The organism is Methylophilus sp. TWE2 (assembly GCF_001183865.1).
In the GTDB taxonomy this organism is placed as follows: Bacteria; Pseudomonadota; Gammaproteobacteria; order Burkholderiales; family Methylophilaceae; genus Methylophilus.
Window position 1 is genome coordinate 945,836 of the sequence record NZ_CP012020.1, and the last position, 17,286, is coordinate 963,121.

At 51.3% G+C, this 17,286-nt stretch carries 16 protein-coding genes and 1 pseudogene; 11 read left to right on the forward strand and 6 right to left on the reverse strand.

The annotated features are described in order from the left end of the window. Nucleotides 1–962 precede the first annotated feature (962 nt). The 3 genes from ftsX to ftsY are packed head-to-tail and all read right to left on the reverse strand — an operon-like array spanning nt 963 to nt 3,560. Nucleotides 963–1,853 (reverse strand): permease-like cell division protein FtsX, encoded by an 891-nt coding sequence (gene ftsX, locus ACJ67_RS04525; protein WP_049638059.1) that lies wholly within the window; start codon nt 1,851–1,853, stop codon nt 963–965. A gap of 25 nt (nt 1,854–1,878) precedes the next feature. After that, the gene (gene ftsE / locus ACJ67_RS04530; protein WP_049638060.1) at nt 1,879–2,556 is read right to left on the reverse strand and encodes a cell division ATP-binding protein FtsE; all 678 of its coding nucleotides are present in this window, start codon (nt 2,554–2,556) and stop codon (nt 1,879–1,881) included. A 17-nt stretch (nt 2,557–2,573) separates the two neighbouring features. Beyond that, nucleotides 2,574–3,560, reverse strand: a complete 987-nt coding sequence (gene ftsY, locus ACJ67_RS04535) for a signal recognition particle-docking protein FtsY (RefSeq protein ID WP_049638061.1) — start codon at nt 3,558–3,560, stop codon at nt 2,574–2,576. 188 nt (nt 3,561–3,748) lie between these two features. Between ftsY and ACJ67_RS04540 the strand changes: the two genes are divergently transcribed. Both ACJ67_RS04540 and ACJ67_RS04545 read left to right on the forward strand, forming a co-directional pair. Next, a complete protein-coding gene (locus tag ACJ67_RS04540; RefSeq protein WP_049639771.1) occupies nt 3,749–5,131 on the forward strand; it encodes a pitrilysin family protein in 1,383 nt (460 codons plus the stop codon). 62 nt (nt 5,132–5,193) lie between these two features. Further along, complete coding sequence (locus tag ACJ67_RS04545) at nt 5,194–6,513, forward strand: pitrilysin family protein (RefSeq protein WP_049638062.1); 1,320 nt, start codon at nt 5,194–5,196, stop codon at nt 6,511–6,513. Nucleotides 6,514–6,561: 48 nt separating this feature from the next. Here ACJ67_RS04545 and ACJ67_RS04550 read toward each other — a convergent pair whose 3' ends face one another. Further along, nucleotides 6,562–6,768: a PLDc N-terminal domain-containing protein gene (locus ACJ67_RS04550; RefSeq protein ID WP_018985900.1), complete on the reverse strand. Its 207-nt coding sequence runs from the start codon at nt 6,766–6,768 to the stop codon at nt 6,562–6,564. A 142-nt stretch (nt 6,769–6,910) separates the two neighbouring features. Here ACJ67_RS04550 and rsmD point away from each other — a divergent pair, with 142 nt between their 5' ends. From rsmD to ACJ67_RS04575, 5 genes are read left to right on the forward strand one after another with little or no spacing between them, the layout of a single operon-like run. Further along, on the forward strand, nt 6,911–7,483 hold the full coding sequence (gene rsmD / locus ACJ67_RS04555; RefSeq protein WP_049638063.1) for a 16S rRNA (guanine(966)-N(2))-methyltransferase RsmD: 573 nt from the start codon (nt 6,911–6,913) through the stop codon (nt 7,481–7,483). A 21-nt stretch (nt 7,484–7,504) separates the two neighbouring features. Continuing rightward, nucleotides 7,505–7,993, forward strand: a complete 489-nt coding sequence (coaD, locus tag ACJ67_RS04560) for a pantetheine-phosphate adenylyltransferase (RefSeq protein WP_049638064.1) — start codon at nt 7,505–7,507, stop codon at nt 7,991–7,993. Between the two features lie 38 nt (nt 7,994–8,031). Beyond that, a complete protein-coding gene (locus tag ACJ67_RS04565; protein ID WP_049638065.1) occupies nt 8,032–8,283 on the forward strand; it encodes a YfhL family 4Fe-4S dicluster ferredoxin in 252 nt (83 codons plus the stop codon). Between the two features lie 46 nt (nt 8,284–8,329). Then, nucleotides 8,330–8,737 (forward strand): lactoylglutathione lyase, encoded by a 408-nt coding sequence (gene gloA, locus ACJ67_RS04570; RefSeq protein WP_018985896.1) that lies wholly within the window; start codon nt 8,330–8,332, stop codon nt 8,735–8,737. After that, entirely contained in the window at nt 8,730–8,993 is a 264-nt protein-coding gene (locus ACJ67_RS04575; RefSeq protein WP_049638066.1) for a hypothetical protein, read from the forward strand. The genes gloA and ACJ67_RS04575 overlap by 8 nt, the downstream gene beginning before the upstream one ends. A gap of 13 nt (nt 8,994–9,006) precedes the next feature. Here ACJ67_RS04575 and ACJ67_RS04580 read toward each other — a convergent pair whose 3' ends face one another. After that, nucleotides 9,007–9,222 (reverse strand): hypothetical protein, encoded by a 216-nt coding sequence (locus ACJ67_RS04580; protein ID WP_049638067.1) that lies wholly within the window; start codon nt 9,220–9,222, stop codon nt 9,007–9,009. Between the two features lie 317 nt (nt 9,223–9,539). Here ACJ67_RS04580 and ppc point away from each other — a divergent pair, with 317 nt between their 5' ends. After that, complete coding sequence (ppc, locus tag ACJ67_RS04585; protein WP_049638068.1) at nt 9,540–12,320, forward strand: phosphoenolpyruvate carboxylase; 2,781 nt, start codon at nt 9,540–9,542, stop codon at nt 12,318–12,320. Between the two features lie 74 nt (nt 12,321–12,394). Here ppc and ACJ67_RS04590 read toward each other — a convergent pair whose 3' ends face one another. Next, a complete protein-coding gene (locus ACJ67_RS04590; protein WP_049638069.1) occupies nt 12,395–12,598 on the reverse strand; it encodes a CsbD family protein in 204 nt (67 codons plus the stop codon). A gap of 191 nt (nt 12,599–12,789) precedes the next feature. Between ACJ67_RS04590 and ACJ67_RS04595 the strand changes: the two genes are divergently transcribed. The 3 genes and pseudogenes from ACJ67_RS04595 to ACJ67_RS04605 all read left to right on the forward strand — a co-directional run bounded on the left by ACJ67_RS04595 (nt 12,790) and on the right by ACJ67_RS04605 (nt 17,255). Then, on the forward strand, nt 12,790–14,094 hold the full coding sequence (locus tag ACJ67_RS04595) for a lipoprotein-releasing ABC transporter permease subunit (protein ID WP_049638070.1): 1,305 nt from the start codon (nt 12,790–12,792) through the stop codon (nt 14,092–14,094). Next, nucleotides 14,087–14,794: a lipoprotein-releasing ABC transporter ATP-binding protein LolD gene (gene lolD / locus ACJ67_RS04600; protein ID WP_049638071.1), complete on the forward strand. Its 708-nt coding sequence runs from the start codon at nt 14,087–14,089 to the stop codon at nt 14,792–14,794. Before ACJ67_RS04595 ends, lolD begins: the two co-directional genes overlap by 8 nt. A 7-nt stretch (nt 14,795–14,801) precedes the next feature. Then, nucleotides 14,802–17,255: pseudogene (locus ACJ67_RS04605) on the forward strand (DNA internalization-related competence protein ComEC/Rec2). Nucleotides 17,256–17,286 lie beyond the last annotated feature (31 nt).

Sequence of the window (17,286 nt, forward strand, 5' to 3'; positions counted from 1 at the left end):
TTGGCTAGCTGTTTTCACACAGGGGTAGCAGTATACGACACAGGAACTTTGTGCCTGCGGAATGACTTCTTTTTGCAAAAGTAAGTGCTCTGCAACAAGGCGGTTATTCCGGCGTAGGCCGGAATCCAGGCGGGTTCAACACTTCAACTTGGATGCAATCTAAGGGCAGATACTTAAACTGCTGCGAGTAATTTTAGATATTTCTTCTGATATCCACCTTTCTTTTTCGCCCCTCGGCGAGTTACTTTTCTTTGCTTGCCCAAAGATAAAGTAACCAAAAGAAAGTGCACCCTAGCTTCCGCTTGTTCCCTGCGTTGCTCATCAGCTCGGGCGGCCATCGAAACTCGCCCTAGCGGCCTGCACACTGCGCAAGCCACCGCGGAACTCAGACAGCCGCTGGCCGACACCTCCCACGCTGATTGCGCTACTAGGCGCGTCAGATAGGGGGCCGTTCAAACCCACCACGATGAAACTTTGGTTGGGTATCTTAGATTCAGGGCGCTAGAAAACTTTTTTATAACTCAAATTCAATAAACTGTTTGGTTAATTCTTTTGTGCCACCCTTGATCAAGCGTGATGCAATGCAAAGAATTTCACTAAAGGACAAGCGTGTGGTTTTGTGGGCCCCTATCTGCCGTGCCGAGTAGCGCAGTCAAAATAAGATGAAGCGAGCGGCTGTCGGAATCCCGCGGTGGCCTGCGATTTGTGCAGGCCGCTAGGATGAGTTTCGCGAGCGCTTGTCCTAAGTCCGGCAAAGCAACGGACGAAAGTCCTAGACTGAGCAACGCAGGGAACAAGCGGAAGCTAGGGTGTCTTGTTCTTTGCCTTCTTTCTTATGGACAAGCATAAGAAAGAATGGTCGCCTAAAGGCGAAAGAAAATGTTGCGTAATTCGTAACTTCAACGTATAAAAATTCTTTTAGATTCTCTCTGCGTCCGATGCTATATCAACGAATGAGATTGCTATCGCTTCTGCGTCAACGCAATAAACGCCGCAATCCACCCGATGGCAGTGGTTGCCACCAGCATTAGCCCACCCACTTTAAACAGGTGAAACACCAGTTGAAAATTACTTTGGTAGTTATTGGCCAACAACTGCACCGGCTGCTTTAAATTCCACACAATCACAAACAGCAAGGCAACCGCAATCACACCGCCTCCAAACCCGTAAGCCCCGCCCATATATAAAAACGGCCGGCGGATAAAACTGTGCGTGGCGCCTATCAGTCGGCTAACCTCAATTTCTGCCTCGTGCGTGAGCACCTGCATGCGTACGGTGTTGCTGATCACCGTAATCATGGCAATACCTAGCAGGCTGGCAAAGATAATGGCAATGCGTTTACCGAGTACGAGCATGGAATGCAGGCGCTCTATCCAGACGCTGTCGATGACCAGTTCTTCGACCTCGCTGCGTTTTTGCAGTAATTCCTGAACAGGTTTGACAGAGGCTGGTTGGGTATCGGTCAAGGTAATGAACAAGGCATCCGGCAAAGGGTTTTGCGGCAAATCTGCCAGCAGGTCCTTTTGGACGAACTGTGCGCCCAGCTGTTTAATCGCTTCCTCTTTGGGCACGTAACGTACTTCTTTAACCTGTGGCAATGCTTCGACGTCATTAATCAGGCGTTGAATCAGGTTGGCATTGACGGACGGCTTGAGAAACGCGCTGATTTGCGCATCTTGTTTAATTGAGCGGGACATATCCTGCAAGTTATCTAGCGCGACAAAAAGCAAGCCGGGCAGGGTGACAGTGATGCCGATCACCATGCAGATGGTGAGCGTATTCAACCAGTGCGATTTCAGTCGTTGCAAGACCAGGTCTATGGCCAGTGCGTGTTGGTTAAGCCAGTTTTTCATGCAGCTACTCTCCTCAATCTGGCTGTTATAACATGGCCGTTTGTGCCGGCATGGCGCTGATGGTTTGATGGTCTATATGCAAAGTGCGGTAGGCGATGGTGCTCACCTGCGCAACATCGTGCATGGCGATCACTACAGTGACACCGACATCGTTGAATGCTTTGAGTAATTGCATGATTTCCAGGGACGCGACCTGGTCCAGGCCGCCCGTCGGTTCGTCAGCAATCACAATCGAAGGGCGGCTGACCACGGCACGTGCAATCGCCAATCTCTGTTGTTCGCCACCAGATAACGTGATCGGCATGGCTTTTTCTTTATTGAGCAGGCCTACTTTATCCAATGCAGCACGCACACGACGCGCGGCCTCCTCACCAGTAATGCCCTGTATGCTCAGCGGCAGGGCAACATTTTCAAAGCTGTTACGGTCGTAGAGCAGTTTGTGGTCTTGGAACACCAGGCCAAAACGGCGGCGCAGATAGGGCACAGCATTAGGGTGTAGCTGGCTGATGTCTTGTTCGTTGATCAGGATATGGCCACTGGATGGCGGCTCTATGCCGGCCATGAGTTTGAGCAGGGTACTTTTGCCTGCCCCCGAATGGCCGGTGACCAGTACAAAATCGCCTTTGTCTATATGAAAGCTGACCTGGCGGAATAAATGCGCGCTATTGGGATAGCGCATGCTGACATTTTTAAAAGTGATCATCGTTTAGGAACAGCCATCTAGTCATCAATTAAAGCATCAACAAAATCATTGGCGTTAAATGGACGTAAATCGTCTATGCTTTCACCTACTCCAACAAAACGTACCGGCGTTTTGCTTGCAGATTGTTGGCTCAGGTGGGCAATCGCGGCGATGACGCCACCTTTAGCTGTGCCATCCAGTTTGGTAAGTGCCAATCCGGTGACCCCCAGGGCTTCATGAAAGGCCTTGAGCTGGTTGACGGCGTTCTGGCCCGTATTGGCATCCAGTACCAGCAGGATTTCATGCGGTGCTCCTGGCAAGGCCTTGTCAATCACGCGTTGTACTTTCTTGATTTCATCCATCAGGTGTAACTGCGTAGGCAGTCGGCCCGCCGTATCCGCAATTACCACATCAATTTTCCTGGCGATGGCGGAGTTCACGGCATCGTAAATAACGGCAGCAGGATCACCGCTTTCTGAGGCAATCACATGTACATCGTTTCGCTCACCCCAGACTTGCAACTGCTCGCGGGCGGCTGCACGGAAAGTATCACCCGCGGCAATCAGCACACTATGGCCCTGTGCCTGCAGGTATTTAGCCAGTTTTCCTATGGTGGTGGTTTTGCCTGCGCCGTTCACGCCCACCATCATCATCACGTAAGGCTGGTGACCGCGTACATCCAGCGGCGACTCCAGTGGCTGCAGCAGTTCGAGCAAGGTGTCTTTGAGGGCCTGTTTGAGCGCGATGGTGTCTTGCAAATCCTGCTTCTTGACACGGTTACGCAATTGTTCGAGTAGATACTGGGTGGCATTTACACCAACATCTGAAGTAAGCAAGATGGTTTCCAGCTCTTCATAAATATCTTCATTAATTTTCCCGCCCCCAAACAGTGCGCTCAGTTGCCCGCCCAACTGTTGGCGGGTTTTGGACAAGCCATTTTTCAGGCGTTGCGTCCAGCTCAGGCTGGCAGACTCTGCGGGGGCTGGTGTGTCGGGATCGGACTTTTTAGCAAAAGGATTAAACATGGCGGCTGAAAACTCGGTAATATGGTTATTTTAAGCCGAATCGACGATTCCCGCCACGGCAAGCTTTTGCTTACAGTGCGCGGACGTCGTCCATTCAAGCAATCGCGAACTTAGTCATTGATGCATCAGTCACATACAAGGTTTCAAATCCCAACTCTTTAATTGATCTCAGAGAGATAATGTATCCCATGAAAAAAACGGTTTCCCTGGCTGGATTGCTCACGCTTTACATGAGCACGCATGCGGTGCTGGCGCAGGCTGACATTGAACAAAAAACGTTAAAAAATGGCCTGAAGGTCATTGTGCAGGAGGATCACCGTGCACCTGTGGTCGTTTCCCAGGTTTGGTATCGTGCCGGTTCGCTGGATGAAGTGAATGGTAAAACAGGCGTTGCACACGTCCTTGAACATATGATGTTCAAAGGCACCAAAAAGCTCCCCGCTGGCATGTTCTCACGGCAGATTGCCGCTGCAGGTGGCAAGGAAAATGCCTTCACAAGCAAAGACTACACATGCTATTTCCAGCAGCTGGAAAAATCCAGGTTGCCGCTGTCTTTTAAACTGGAGGCTGACCGCATGGTCAACTTACAGATTACAGATGCCGAATTTGCAAAAGAAATTGAAGTGGTGAAAGAAGAACGCCGCTGGCGTACAGAGGATAAGCCGCAATCGCGCGTCAATGAGCAGTTTGAGTCTTCGGTTTACCGAGCGCACCCCTATGGCCGTCCGGTGGTCGGTTTTATGAATGACCTTGAAAACATGACGGCAGATGATGCGCGAGAATGGTACCGCACCTGGTATGCGCCAAATAACGCAACGGTGGTGGTAGTGGGTGACGTCAAGGCGCAGGAGGTGTTTGCACTCGCTGAAAAAACCTTTGGTCAACTGAAAGCCAAGCCGTTGCCAGTACGTAAACCACAGGTCGAGCCAGCACAAATTGGTGAGCGCCGTGCCATTGTCAAGGCGCCTGCCAAGTTGCCTTATTTTGTCATGGGCTTTCATACGCCAGCATTGAAAAATGGAGAGGCTTATAGTGAGCAGGACTGGGAACCTTATGCGCTGGAAGTCTTATCCAGCATCCTCAGTGGCAATGATGCTTCTCGCCTGAACCAGAAACTGGTGCGTGAGCAGGCGATTGCACTCGAAATTGATACAGGCTATGACAGCACCAACCGTGGCCAGACTTCCACCTTTGAAGTGGCGGCCTCTCCGAGTGAAGGTGTTTCGCAAGAGGATCTGGTCAAAGCGATCTGGACCCAGATTGAAGACGTTAAAAACAAAGGCGTGACTGCTGCCGAATTACACAGAGTGAAAGCAGCAGTGATTGCGGCCGATGTGTATAAACGTGATTCGATGTTTTACCAGGGCATGCAGATCGGCCAATTGGAAACCATGCGTTATCCATTATCACTGTTGCAGAATAACGCCGCCAGGGTGCAGGCTGTGACCTCTGAGCAAGTGCAGGCTGTGGCGAAGAAGTACTTGGTGCCGGACCAGATGACCTTGGTCACCCTCGATCCGCAACCGATAGACCCCAACCAAAAACCAGCTGGTCGCCCGCATCAGCATTGATATTGTTTTTGTAGTTATCACTATTTGCAGTCACCTGGCAGGCAGGTGAATCAAGGAATCACATGAACGTATTTGTTTTATTTAGAATAGTTTTGCTGGCAATGACCTTGCAGCTTTATGCCGTGAGCGTGTTTGCTGCGCTCAATATCCAGCATTGGACCACAGCAGAGGGCAGTGAAGTCTATTTCGTAGAGAACCATTCACTGCCCATGATGGATGTCAGTATTAACTTCCGCGCCGGTAGCGCTTATGACACGCTGGCAACCAGTGGTGCGGCGGCGGTGACGCATCACTTGATGACGCTGGGTGCAGGTGGCCTGGACGAGGAAACCCTCACCAACCGATTTGCCGATATTGGTGCTGTGCTGGGGGGCAGTTTTGATGCTGACCGTGCCAGCTTTAAAGTGCGCACATTAACCAGTGAACAACAGGCCGCCCTGGATAGTTTTATGCTGGTATTGCACAAGCCCGATTTTCCACAAAGTGTGCTGGCTCGTGAACAGGCACGTATCATTGCTGCTCTGCAGGAGGCTGAAACCGAACCGGACAGCATTGCCCAAAAGGCCTTTATGCAGTCTGTGTATGGCATGCATCCGTATAGCATGGACCAGAATGGTGAAATCTCCACCGTGCAATCACTGACAGTGGACCAGTTGCAACAGTTTTACCAAACGCATTACACGGCCAAGTCAGCCGTGATTGCCTTAATGGGGGATTTGACCACAGACCAGGCCAAACAGATTGCCGAGCGATTGAGTGCAGGCTTGCCGCAAGGGCCTGCGGTCGCGGCTATTCCACCGGTCACAGAACTGAAGGCGTCCAGTGTCAAGAAATTCCCCCACCCTGCCATGCAAGCACATATTCTGTTGGGCCAGCCTGGCAATATGCGCGGTGATCCAGATTTTTTCCCCTTGTATGTAGGCAATTATATTCTGGGCGGCGGTGGTTTTGTGTCGCGCCTGACAGAAGAGGTGCGCGAGAAACGTGGTCTCGCTTATAGTGTATATAGTTACTTTATGCCCATGAGTCAGTTAGGTCCGTTCCAGATTGGCTTGCAAACCAAGAAAGAACAGGCGGATGAGGCATTGAAGCTGGTCATGGAAACCGTACAGACATTTGTCGAAAAAGGTGTCACCGAGAAAGAACTCGCGGCTGCCAAGGATAACCTGATAGGTGGTTTCCCGCTGCGCATTGATAGCAACAGCAAGATTCTTGAATACCTGAATATGATTGGTTTTTACAAGCTGCCTTTGGACTACCTGGATAATTTTAACCAGCATGTGGGACAGGTGACAGTCTCACAGATCAATGATGCATTTAAGCGGCGCATCCATCCTGATCGTTTTGCCACCGTGATTGTGGGGGCAGAGTCACAGCAATGAAATAAAAGCCGACAAAATGTCGGCTTTTATTTGGCAGTTGTGTTAATTTTAAGCCAAGGGTGAGATGCGTTTTTTGCGTGCCAGCAGGTAGTATAAAAACGCACCCAACAGGTTAAGGAAGAAAATTACCAGGAACCAGACCAGTTTGTCTTCGCTTTGATTAGCCAGGCAATCTACCAGCATCCATACCCAGAATAATCCCAGTGCCAGTGCAATCAGGCTGCCCAGTATTCCAAACCCAAATAAAAATTCCATATTGTTTTCCTTTGCCAGTTGTTTTGCTTGTTGGCGTGAATCATAGCATAAGGACTGGTACACTCAGTCTCGCCAACATGACTGATCAGGTTAAGCCCCTTATAATCATGCTTTGTCACCACAATTGGATTGAACGCCATTCATGAATCAAGTTCGCCTCAATGCCGGCATTTGGCGTAGCCGGGTACTCAAGTTTCCAGATGCAGAAGGCTTGCGTCCGACGGCTGACCGGGTCCGCCAGACGCTGTTCAACTGGCTAGGGCAGGATATGACCGGCAAGATATGCCTGGATTTATTTGCCGGGACCGGAGCGCTGGGGTTTGAGGCCTTGTCACGCAATGCCAGGCAAGTGACCATGCTGGAACTGGCCAAAGCGCCTTTCCAGGCATTGTTGCAAAATCAGCGCCTGCTAGGGGCAACGCAAGCTGATCTGCGCCAGGCTGATGCCTTACAGTTTTTGACACAAAACAGGCAACGTTATGATGTGATTTTCTGCGACCCGCCTTACCATAAACAATGGCTGGATAAATTGCTGCCACTGCTGTCGGCTCACTTGACTGAAGATGGTGTGCTATATGTGGAAGCGGAATATGCGTTAAAATCTGACCCGGACTGGCAAGTGGTCAAGTCCGGCAAGGCAGGGCAGGTGTTCTATCACCTGTTGCGGCCAGAGCAAGCAAACATAACAGCGCAAGCAATAATAGACACACCTTAAAAAATATCGGGGTAAAGGTGCATGAGTAAAGTCAGAATCGCAGTGTATCCGGGCACGTTTGACCCGATCACCATGGGGCATGAGGATATTGTGCGCAGGGCCGCCAACCTGTTTGACGAGGTGATTGTGGCGGTGGCAGGTAGTACCAGTAAGCAAACCTTGTTCAGCCTGCAAGAGCGCGTGGCATTGGCGCAGTCGGTATTTGATGGCGATAATATCCGTGTCGTTGGTTTTGATGGCCTGCTCATGCAGTTTGTGCAGGCACAAGGCGCGCAGATGGTGATTCGTGGCCTGCGAGCAGCCAGTGACTTCGAGTATGAGTTCCAGCTGGCAGGCATGAACCGCAAACTGTACCCCAAGCTGGAAACTTTATTTATGACACCGGCAGAAGAGTTTATGTTTATTTCATCCAGCCTGGTGCGTGAAGTCGCCCGCCTGGGGGGGGGTGTGAACCAGTTTGTCTCGCCCGGCGTCGAAACTGCGATCAAGCAAAAACTCGCAGCGGCTTAAGCAGTTGCAATCTTATAGCGTATCCGCATCTAAGAGTCATGGCTTTATTTATTACAGATGAATGTATTAACTGCGACGTGTGCGAGCCCGTTTGCCCTAATGAGGCGATTTCGCAAGGCGCAGAAATTTATGAAATCAATCCGGATTTGTGTACGGAGTGCGTCGGCCATTACGATAAACCACAGTGCCAGCAGGTGTGCCCGATCAGCTGCATTCCGCTCGACCCGGAGCGGCGCGAAACACAAGCGGAACTCATGGAAAAATATCAGCGGATCACTGCAAACAAATAATTAAAACAATCATTAAAAAATAATTCAGATCATCAAGGAGTGAATAATGCGAGTGTTACATACCATGTTGCGCGTAGGAGATTTGCAACGATCGATTGACTTTTATACCGGTGTGCTTGGCATGAAACTCATCCGTACCCAGGATTACCCGGATGGCGAATTTACGCTGGCCTTCGTTGGTTATGGCAATGAGTATGACAATACCGTGCTGGAACTGACTTATAACTACGGCAAAACCGCTTATGACATGGGCACGGCCTATGGCCACATGGCGATAGAGGTGGATGATGCTTATAAAGCTTGTGAACTGGTGAAAGCCAAAGGCGGTAAAGTGGTGCGCGAAGCGGGACCGATGAAGCATGGCACCATTGTCATCGCATTTATTGAAGACCCTGATGGTTATAAAATCGAGTTTATCCAGAAGGGGACTATTGAGTACCCGGTGAATGTCTAACGCCAGCCATTTGTTGCAAGCGGTCACGCTGGCGCAAGCTGGTGATTGGGATGCTGCCCACAACATCGCCCAGGATTATAGTGATACCACGGCGAACTGGATTCATGCCGTGCTGCACAAAATTGAAGGCGATGCCTGGAACAGTCATTACTGGTATGCCCGGACTGGCGGGCACCAGTATGACGATTATGGGGCGGACGTCGCTGGTGAACTGGCGGCCATTCAGCAGCAGCTGATCGCGGCAGGTTCCAAATAACACAAGGCAATGACTATTTCTGCTCTTCGTCCAAATGACGGCTAGAAATAAAAATCCCCCATAGCGATTGAAAAAACAGTCCGATCACGGTACCGGTGAAGAACAGCAGCAGGCAGGCAATGACGCATACCAGCAACAGGAAAGCATCCTGCTGCCACACATGCGCTGACAGCGACTGCCAGACTGTGAGCACTTGCTGGAGCCAATGATCAAGGTTAATGAGAATCATCCGCTTATTATGCCTGAGTAAAGGCATTCTGAGTCACGCTCTGCCATTCACGATTTCTGCTGTCAGAAGTCATGTCCAATTTCCAAAATAATTATTTGAATTAAGTCACCCTCAATGCGTCTAGCATGAGAGGATTGAAATGTTCTTCACGACACGCCAGTATGTTGCAGCCTGGGCCAAATCGGTGCAGTGTTTGCACCGCTGGCGATATCAATGACCGATTGCTTTTCTCAACGTCATGATTTTAAAGTAAAAAAATCCTGCTTAATGATGGCCTGCTTGTTGCTAGAGTAAGGCTGAGCTTGAGGAGAAGCATCATGATAAAAAAACTGGCTGCCAGCGCGATGGTTTCAGCAGAGGCGCAACTGGCCGAAAATATACAGTTATTGGGTGCACTGCTGGATAAAGCAGTTCTGGATGTCGAAGGCGAAGAGGTCGCACAAAAAATTGCTGCTATCCGCCAGGCGGCGTTGCGTTTTCACCAGACGCATGATCAGCAGGCTTCTTTGGATCTCGAACAGTTACTGGCCAATCTGAGCCTGGAGCATACGGTGCGTGTCGTGCGGGCACTGGCTTATTTCAAGCATCTGGCCAACTTAGCCGAAGATTTATATGGCCAGCAATTGGGGCATTGCCAGCAGAATACCCCGGCGCCCGGCATGCTGTCGTATACCCTGGCGAAAATCAAGACGGCTTCTATCCCAGCCGAAACGATTAAAGCGTTGTTAGACAGTGCACTGATCTCGCCCGTGCTGACAGCACATCCTACCGAAGTGCAACGCAAAAGTGTGCTGGATATTGAGCGCCAGATTGCCGAACTACTGGCTGAGCGGGCACATCTGGTGTCCGAGCGTCAATTGGCGCGCAACTCCTTGTTACTGCAAGGGGCAGTCTCGGCACTATGGCAAACACGCATGATGCGTTATTCCAAGCTCAGTGTGCAAAACGAGATTGAAAATTCGCTCACTTATTATGAATCGACTTTCCTTAATGTGATCCCGGAAATATTGCAGGACATCGAGCGAGACCTGTCTGACCTGTTGCCGGATGTGACGCTACCGGGCTTTTTGCGCATGGGTAGCTGGATCGGTGGCGACCGCGATGGTAACCCGTTTGTGAACGGCACGACATTGCGGGACAGTGTGCGTTTGCAGGCAACGACTTTGTTCAGGTTTTACTTGCAGGAACTGGCAGCCCTTAAACGCGAACTGGCGGTATCTACCCGTGTGGTCGGCGTCAGCGACGCCGTATTGCAGATGGCCAGGACCTCGCGTGACCAATCGCAACATCGGCTAGACGAACCTTATCGCCTGGCGCTCAATGGCATCTATGACCGTTTGCTGGTCACGGCAGACCAGTTGTTGCCGGGAGAGGGTTGGGTGGTGGATGAAAGTATCGCTACCGACCCCTATGAAAGCGCAAAGGATTTGCTAGAGCCACTGGAAGTCATCGCCGAGTCTTTACGCCAGCATCAGGGCGAAGCCCTGATTTACCCGCGACTGGGCAAGTTGATCAAGGCCATCCATAGCTTTGGTTTCCATCTGGCCACGGTGGATATCCGCCAATCGTCCGATGTGCATGAAGCGGTCATCACCGAGTTATTGCATAAAGCAGGCCATGATTTTGATTATGCCGGGTTTAATGAGGACGAAAAAATCGGCATCCTGCTCGAGGAGCTCAAACAGCCGCGCCTGCTGTTTTCGCCATTCCAGCAATATTCTGAGCTGGTGCATAAGGAAATCGGCGTGCTGGTTGCAGTACGTGAAATGCGTGAGCGCTTTGGTGAGCATGCCGTGCGGCAATATATTATTTCGCATACTGAAACGCTGTCTGACCTGCTTGAAGTCGCGCTGTTACAACGCGAAGCCGGTTTGCTGCGAGGCGTGTGGGGTTCGGCCAATATACAGGTAGATTTGCATATCGTGCCGTTGTTTGAAACCATTGCTGACTTGCGTGACGCGCCCATGATCATGGGCAAGTGGCTGAGCCTGCTTGGCATCCGCCATATTATCCGTTACCAAGGCAGTGAACAGGAAATCATGCTGGGCTATTCCGACAGCAACAAGGATGGCGGATTCCTGACATCGAACTGGGAGCTGTACAAGGCAGAAATTTCGCTTGTCGAATTATTCAATCAGGCCAACGTGAAGTTGCGCCTGTTCCATGGCCGCGGTGGCACCGTGGGCCGGGGAGGGGGGCCTACTTACCAGGCTGTGATGGCGCAACCCAGGGGGACAGTCGATGGTCAGATACGCCTGACCGAACAAGGTGAGATCATATCTACCAGGTATGCTGACCCCGTGGTGGGCCGCCAGCATCTAGAAACACTGATTGCAGCGACGCTGGACGCCACCCTGTTTCCGTCTGATCAGTTGGAATCCTCCAAACGCCGAGCCTTCGAAAGTGTGATGGAAACATTATCAACCACGGCCATGACCAGTTACCGCAGCCTGGTATATGAAACGCCAGGGTTTGCCGAATACTTTTTTAATACTACTCCGATAGACGAAATTGCTGGCTTGAACCTTGGCAGCCGCCCGGCTGCGCGTAAATCCACTCGGCGGATAGAGGACTTGCGCGCGATTCCCTGGGGATTTTCCTGGGGACAATGCCGCTTGTTATTGCCCGGCTGGTATGGGTTGGGTAGTGCTATCCAGCATTTTTTGCAGCAGGATCCTGCTTTGAAAGACGTGCGCCTGGCGATGTTGCATGACATGCAGGCACACTGGCCGCTGTTCAATACGCTGATCAATAATGTGGACATGGTGCTGGCCAAGACTGACCTGATTGTTGCGCGACACTATGCGCATTTGCTGGAAGACCGCGAGCTGCGTGAAGAGATTTTCAGCCGCATAGAACATGAGCACAAATTGACAACGGATGCCATCAACTTGTTATTGGGCACCACGCAGCGTTTGGCCAGTCAGCCCGTGATTGCAAAATCCATCCGCGACCGACTGCCTTACCTGGATCCTTTAAATCATTTGCAGGTAGAAATGATTCAACGATATCGCAAGGGCGAAACGGATGAAAAACTGAAATGGGCTATCCCGTTAACCATTAATGGCATTGCGACCAGTTTGCGTAATACGGGTTGATACGTATGCCTTGCTATTAAGGCCCATTAAAAAAGGACAAGCCATGCTTGTCCTTTTTTATTCACAGAGCAAAATTAATGTCTGTGTTTGCTTTCCCAGGCTTCGATTTGTTTTTCAGCTTCATCTTTAGTGATGCCATAGCGCTCCTGGATTTTACCGGCAACCTGGTCTCGTTTGCCTTCGATCACATCCAGATCATCGTTGGTTAACTTGCCCCATTGCTCCTGGACTTTGCCTTTGAGTTGTTTCCAGTTACCTTCGAAGATATCTTTATTCATGTGGAGTTCTCCTCAATTGATTTAAGTAATCAGGTCACTGACCTTGTGTTGCATCTTAAAGAGAAATGGCAGGGGATTCAGTCGGCCATTGGACTAACTTTGGGTCAGATTAGACTGACAACCAGGAATTGTTGAAGTGATTTACCCAGGTCCGGTTCCGCATTCATATTAAAAGCTGTTAAGATTCGGGCATGAAAAATACTCTTTCTGCGTTGGCCAACTCGCTGGTGCAACGTTTACCGTATGAATACTGGATAGGCTGGCGCTATACACGCGCCAAGCGCAACAACCATTTTATTTCGTTTATTTCACTGACCAGCATGGTAGGCATTGCGCTGGGTGTGATGGCATTGATTGTCGTCCTCTCGGTCATGAATGGTTTTCAGGATGAGTTGCGCAAACGCATTCTGGGCGTGGCCTCACATATCGAAGTGCGCAGTTTTGATATGGGGCTTGCTGACTGGCAAGGCTTACAACAGCAGATTGAGTCCATTCCATCCAAGGCAGTTTCCAGCCCGATTGAAGGCGTGGCACCATACATCATGGCGCAAGGCATGTTGACGCATGACCAGGCTGTACAAGGTGTGCTGATCCGGGGGGTATTACCTGGTGAGGAGGGCAAGGTCTCTGAGCTTTCCAGCCAGATGAAACTGGGCCAGTTGAAGGATTTGCAGTCCGGGCAGTTCAATATCGTGCTGGGATCAGACCTGGCGATGGCACTCGGCGTGCACGTCGGCGAGAAAGTCGTACTCATGGCTCCGCAAGGGCAAGTGACTCCCGCTGGACTGGTGCCGCGCATCAAGCAATTTACCGTGGCGGGTATTTTCCAGGTTGGCATGTATGAATATGACGCCGGGCTGGCACTGATCCATCTTGATGATGCCGCCAAACTCTATCGCCTGGGTGACCAGGTGTCCGGCCTACGGCTGAAACTGGCAGATCTGTTTATGGCGGACCGCGTGAGCCGAGAACTGATACAGGCATTGGGCCCCAACTATTACATTACCGACTGGACCCAGCAACATGCCAATTTCTTTAAGGCAATTCAGCTTGAAAAACGCGTGATGTTTATTATTCTGGCGCTGATTGTGGCCGTGGCGGCTTTCAATATTGTGTCTACGCTGGTGATGGCGGTGACGGACAAACGTGCGGATATTGCCATTTTACGCACCATGGGTGCGACGCCGCAGGCGATCCGCAAAATGTTTGTGGTACAGGGCGCCATGATAGGCATCATAGGCACCGTTTCCGGCGCTGTGTTAGGCGTGATTCTGGCTTTGAACATAGAAACCGTGGTGCCGTGGATAGAGCGCACCTTTAATGTACAGTTTTTATCCAAAGATGTTTATTACATCAGCGATTTACCTTCCAAACTCATGTGGTCAGATGTGACGGCGATTGTGGGTTTGTCTATTTTATTAAGCCTGGTGGCTACTTTGTACCCAAGCGCACGCGCAGCCAGCATCAATCCTGCGGAGGCCTTGCGTTATGAGTGATTGGATATTGGAATGCCAAGGCCTGGCAAAAACCTATGAGGGTTTGGATACCTCGGTGTTAACCGCTGTAGATTTGCAGTTGGCGGCGGGCGAGCATGTGGCGATTGTCGGGGCTTCTGGCAGTGGGAAAAGTACTTTACTCCACTTGCTAGGAGGACTGGATGCGCCTACCCAAGGCGAAGTTCAGTGGCTGGGCAAGTCACTGGCTAGCTTGTCTGAGCAGGACAAGAGTGCGATGCGCAACCAGTATTTGGGCTTTGTTTACCAGTTTCATCATTTGCTGCCCGAGTTTAGCGCACTGGAAAATGTGGCCATGCCTTTGTTGATACGCCGTATGCCTCGTAGTGAAGCGCTGGCGCAAGCTGAACATTATTTGTCGCAAGTAGGCCTGTCACATCGGTTGGAACATACGCCAGGTGAACTCTCTGGCGGCGAACGGCAACGCGCAGCCTTGGCAAGAGCTCTGGTGACGCAGCCTCGCTGTGTGCTAGCAGACGAGCCTACCGGTAACCTGGACCGGCAAACGGCAGAGCAGGTGTTTGAGCTGTTGTTGAATATTCAGTCGCAGCATGCCACGGCACTGGTGGTAGTCACGCATGACCTGTCACTGGCGGCCCGCATGCATAGGCAATATCACTTAAAAGATGGCAGCTTGCAGGCCATAGAGTCCACCACAACGCAAGGCCAACTCGCCGATTAAATCATCTATGCTGCCGGGCGCCACAGTCGGATTACTGTTTGGGGTTTGGCTGTTTCAGCAACAACCACGTCTATGGTCACTGGCAGTTTGGGCCGCCTGGTTTGCTGCCCTGGCACTGCTTGGCTTGTTGAGGTACACAGGCAACATAGCCGGTTTTTCTTTATCTCACCGCTACCACGCCCTGTTACGCAAGACATGGATGATTGTGTTGATTGCGGCCTTGGGGTTTGCCTGGGCGCAGGCCAGAGCCTGGTGGCGGTTGCAGGCAGCTTTACCCGCCGCTTGTGAGCAGCAGGTGATTTCTGTGCAAGGCGTGATCGTCAGTGTGCCTGAGCGCGATGCGCGTGGACAGCATGTGGATTTCGCGATTGAGCGTAGTTTTAATCCAGAGTGTCCGATCCCTGCAAGAGTGCGGCTTCATCTTTATGAGCAGGCTTATCGTGGAAAACACTCACAAGATAAAGCCGTTCAGGGTGAGTCCGAAGCAAAGTCTTCAGCGCAGCCACGTTTGCGGGCTGGAGAGCGCTGGCAATTCAGTGTCAAACTTAAGCGACCGCATGGTACACGTAATCCACACGGGTTCGATTATGCGGCCTGGTGCCTGGCGAATAAGATCGGGGCAAGTGGCTCTATTGTCAGCAAAGCCGCCATGCAAAGAGTAAGCTCACTGGCCTGGCAGCCGGCCGCACTCATTGCACGCTGGCGATCTCAGGTGGGTCAGCGTATTCAACATGTATTGGGCACCACGCCATCCAGCGCAGTACTGCGCGCATTGGTTATCGGTGATGACAGCCAGATTGCGCCGCCAGACTGGCAGTTGTTTGTGGATACCGGCATCAATCACCTGGTCTCAATATCAGGCTTGCATATCACCATGCTGGCTTCATTGGGCTATTTATGTACAGGCTGGCTATGGCGTCTGCGACCACGTTTGGCGTTATATTTGCCCTCTACCCTGGCTGACAGTGCAGGTGGGGCAATGGTTGCAATTGCCTATTCTGCATTGGCTGGTTTTTCCATTCCCACCCAGCGTACGCTTTAGATGTTGCTGACGGTCTTGGTGATGTTGAGTCTCAAGCAGCGTTTCCCATTTTCATGGATACTGAGTGTTGCCATGTGGATAGTCTTATTGCTTGATCCCTGGGCGGTACTGGCCCCAGGCTTCTGGTTGTCATTTGGGGCAGTGGCGATCCTGGCATTTGCCATGGGTGGCCGTTTGCAGGCAGCACCTGGATGGCAAAATGCTATCAGTACCCAGTGGGTAGTGACCCTGGCTTTTGTGCCAGTGGTCATCATGTTTTTCAATCAATTGTCATTTGTTTCACCGTTGGCAAATGCATTGGCGATCCCCATGGTCAGCCTGGCAGTCATACCGTTGGCGATTGCTGGTGCCTTGTTGCCTGTTGACTTACTGTTACAGCTGGCGGCAGGAATATGGGAAGCCTGTGCACATGCCTTGCAGTGGTTGCGTCAATGGCCATGGGCAGTCAGTTATTTGGCAACGCCACCTCTTTGGGCATGGTTGATTGGATTGCTGGGAACACTGGTATGGCTGATGCCGCGCGGCTGGCCGTTGCGTTGGGCCGGTTTGCTGTTGTGGCTGCCATTGTGTGTATCCAGGTTTCCCGACTTGCAAATAGGCCAGATGCGGGTAACCATTCTTGATGTGGGCCAGGGCTTAAGTGTGCTGGTGCAAACGCCGCGCCATGCCATGTTGTATGATGCAGGCCCTTCCTACCATGAACAGAGCGATGCCGGCCAGCGTATAGTCTTGCCTTATTTGCGGCATTTGGGGTTAAAGAAGCTGGATATTGTCGTGATCTCGCATGATGATAATGATCATGTCGGAGGTATGGCCTCAGTCTTGGCTGGCGTCAGTACCGTCAATATCCTGAGTTCATTAACCCCGGACGCTAAATTTTTTGGGCAATTACAGCCTTTGCCCCATGCAGCTGCTGCTCGGCGCCAGGCCTGTCAGGCTGGCCAAGTGTGGGAGTGGGACGGCGTGACTTTTCGCGTCATTTACCCCAGCCAGTCATTACCGGCGGGCATCAAGGATAATGACAAAAGCTGTGTGATTCAGATCGTATCGGCTCATGGCAGCCTGTTGCTGACAGGCGATATCGAGCAACTTGCTGAGCAGGCCTTGTTGGCATCAGTGCAGGCATCTTCAACTGCTAGCCTGGCCTCGAATGTGATGACCATGCCGCATCACGGCAGTAAAACTTCATCCAGTCTGGCATTTGTCCAAGCCGTGCAACCTGAAATCGCGATTGCAACGGTAGGTTACCTGAACCGGTTTGGTCATCCCAAGCCTGCAGTGATGGCGCGTTACGAAGCGCTGGGCAGCGAGGTGTTGCGTTCGGACAGGGATGGTGCCATCCTGCTGGATTATACGCAGGGACAGCGACCACATGTTGCTCGCTGGCGGGCGATTGAGCCACATTATTGGGAACAGTAAACAATAGTAATTGTAACCTGATGGATACCGC

Excerpts from the sequence above, each read along its gene's own strand:
- ftsX (WP_049638059.1), bottom strand. The coding sequence starts at position 1,853 with ATGAAAAACTGGCTTAACCAACACGCACTGGCCATAGACCTGGTCTTG.
- ftsE (WP_049638060.1), bottom strand. The coding sequence starts at position 2,556 with ATGATCACTTTTAAAAATGTCAGCATGCGCTATCCCAATAGCGCGCAT.
- ftsY (WP_049638061.1), bottom strand. The coding sequence starts at position 3,560 with ATGTTTAATCCTTTTGCTAAAAAGTCCGATCCCGACACACCAGCCCCC.
- ACJ67_RS04540 (WP_049639771.1), top strand. The coding sequence starts at position 3,749 with ATGAAAAAAACGGTTTCCCTGGCTGGATTGCTCACGCTTTACATGAGC.
- ACJ67_RS04545 (WP_049638062.1), top strand. The coding sequence starts at position 5,194 with ATGAACGTATTTGTTTTATTTAGAATAGTTTTGCTGGCAATGACCTTG.
- ACJ67_RS04550 (WP_018985900.1), bottom strand. The coding sequence starts at position 6,768 with ATGGAATTTTTATTTGGGTTTGGAATACTGGGCAGCCTGATTGCACTG.
- rsmD (WP_049638063.1), top strand. The coding sequence starts at position 6,911 with ATGAATCAAGTTCGCCTCAATGCCGGCATTTGGCGTAGCCGGGTACTC.
- coaD (WP_049638064.1), top strand. The coding sequence starts at position 7,505 with ATGAGTAAAGTCAGAATCGCAGTGTATCCGGGCACGTTTGACCCGATC.
- ACJ67_RS04565 (WP_049638065.1), top strand. The coding sequence starts at position 8,032 with ATGGCTTTATTTATTACAGATGAATGTATTAACTGCGACGTGTGCGAG.
- gloA (WP_018985896.1), top strand. The coding sequence starts at position 8,330 with ATGCGAGTGTTACATACCATGTTGCGCGTAGGAGATTTGCAACGATCG.
- ACJ67_RS04575 (WP_049638066.1), top strand. The coding sequence starts at position 8,730 with ATGTCTAACGCCAGCCATTTGTTGCAAGCGGTCACGCTGGCGCAAGCT.
- ACJ67_RS04580 (WP_049638067.1), bottom strand. The coding sequence starts at position 9,222 with ATGATTCTCATTAACCTTGATCATTGGCTCCAGCAAGTGCTCACAGTC.
- ppc (WP_049638068.1), top strand. The coding sequence starts at position 9,540 with ATGATAAAAAAACTGGCTGCCAGCGCGATGGTTTCAGCAGAGGCGCAA.
- ACJ67_RS04590 (WP_049638069.1), bottom strand. The coding sequence starts at position 12,598 with ATGAATAAAGATATCTTCGAAGGTAACTGGAAACAACTCAAAGGCAAA.
- ACJ67_RS04595 (WP_049638070.1), top strand. The coding sequence starts at position 12,790 with ATGAAAAATACTCTTTCTGCGTTGGCCAACTCGCTGGTGCAACGTTTA.
- lolD (WP_049638071.1), top strand. The coding sequence starts at position 14,087 with ATGAGTGATTGGATATTGGAATGCCAAGGCCTGGCAAAAACCTATGAG.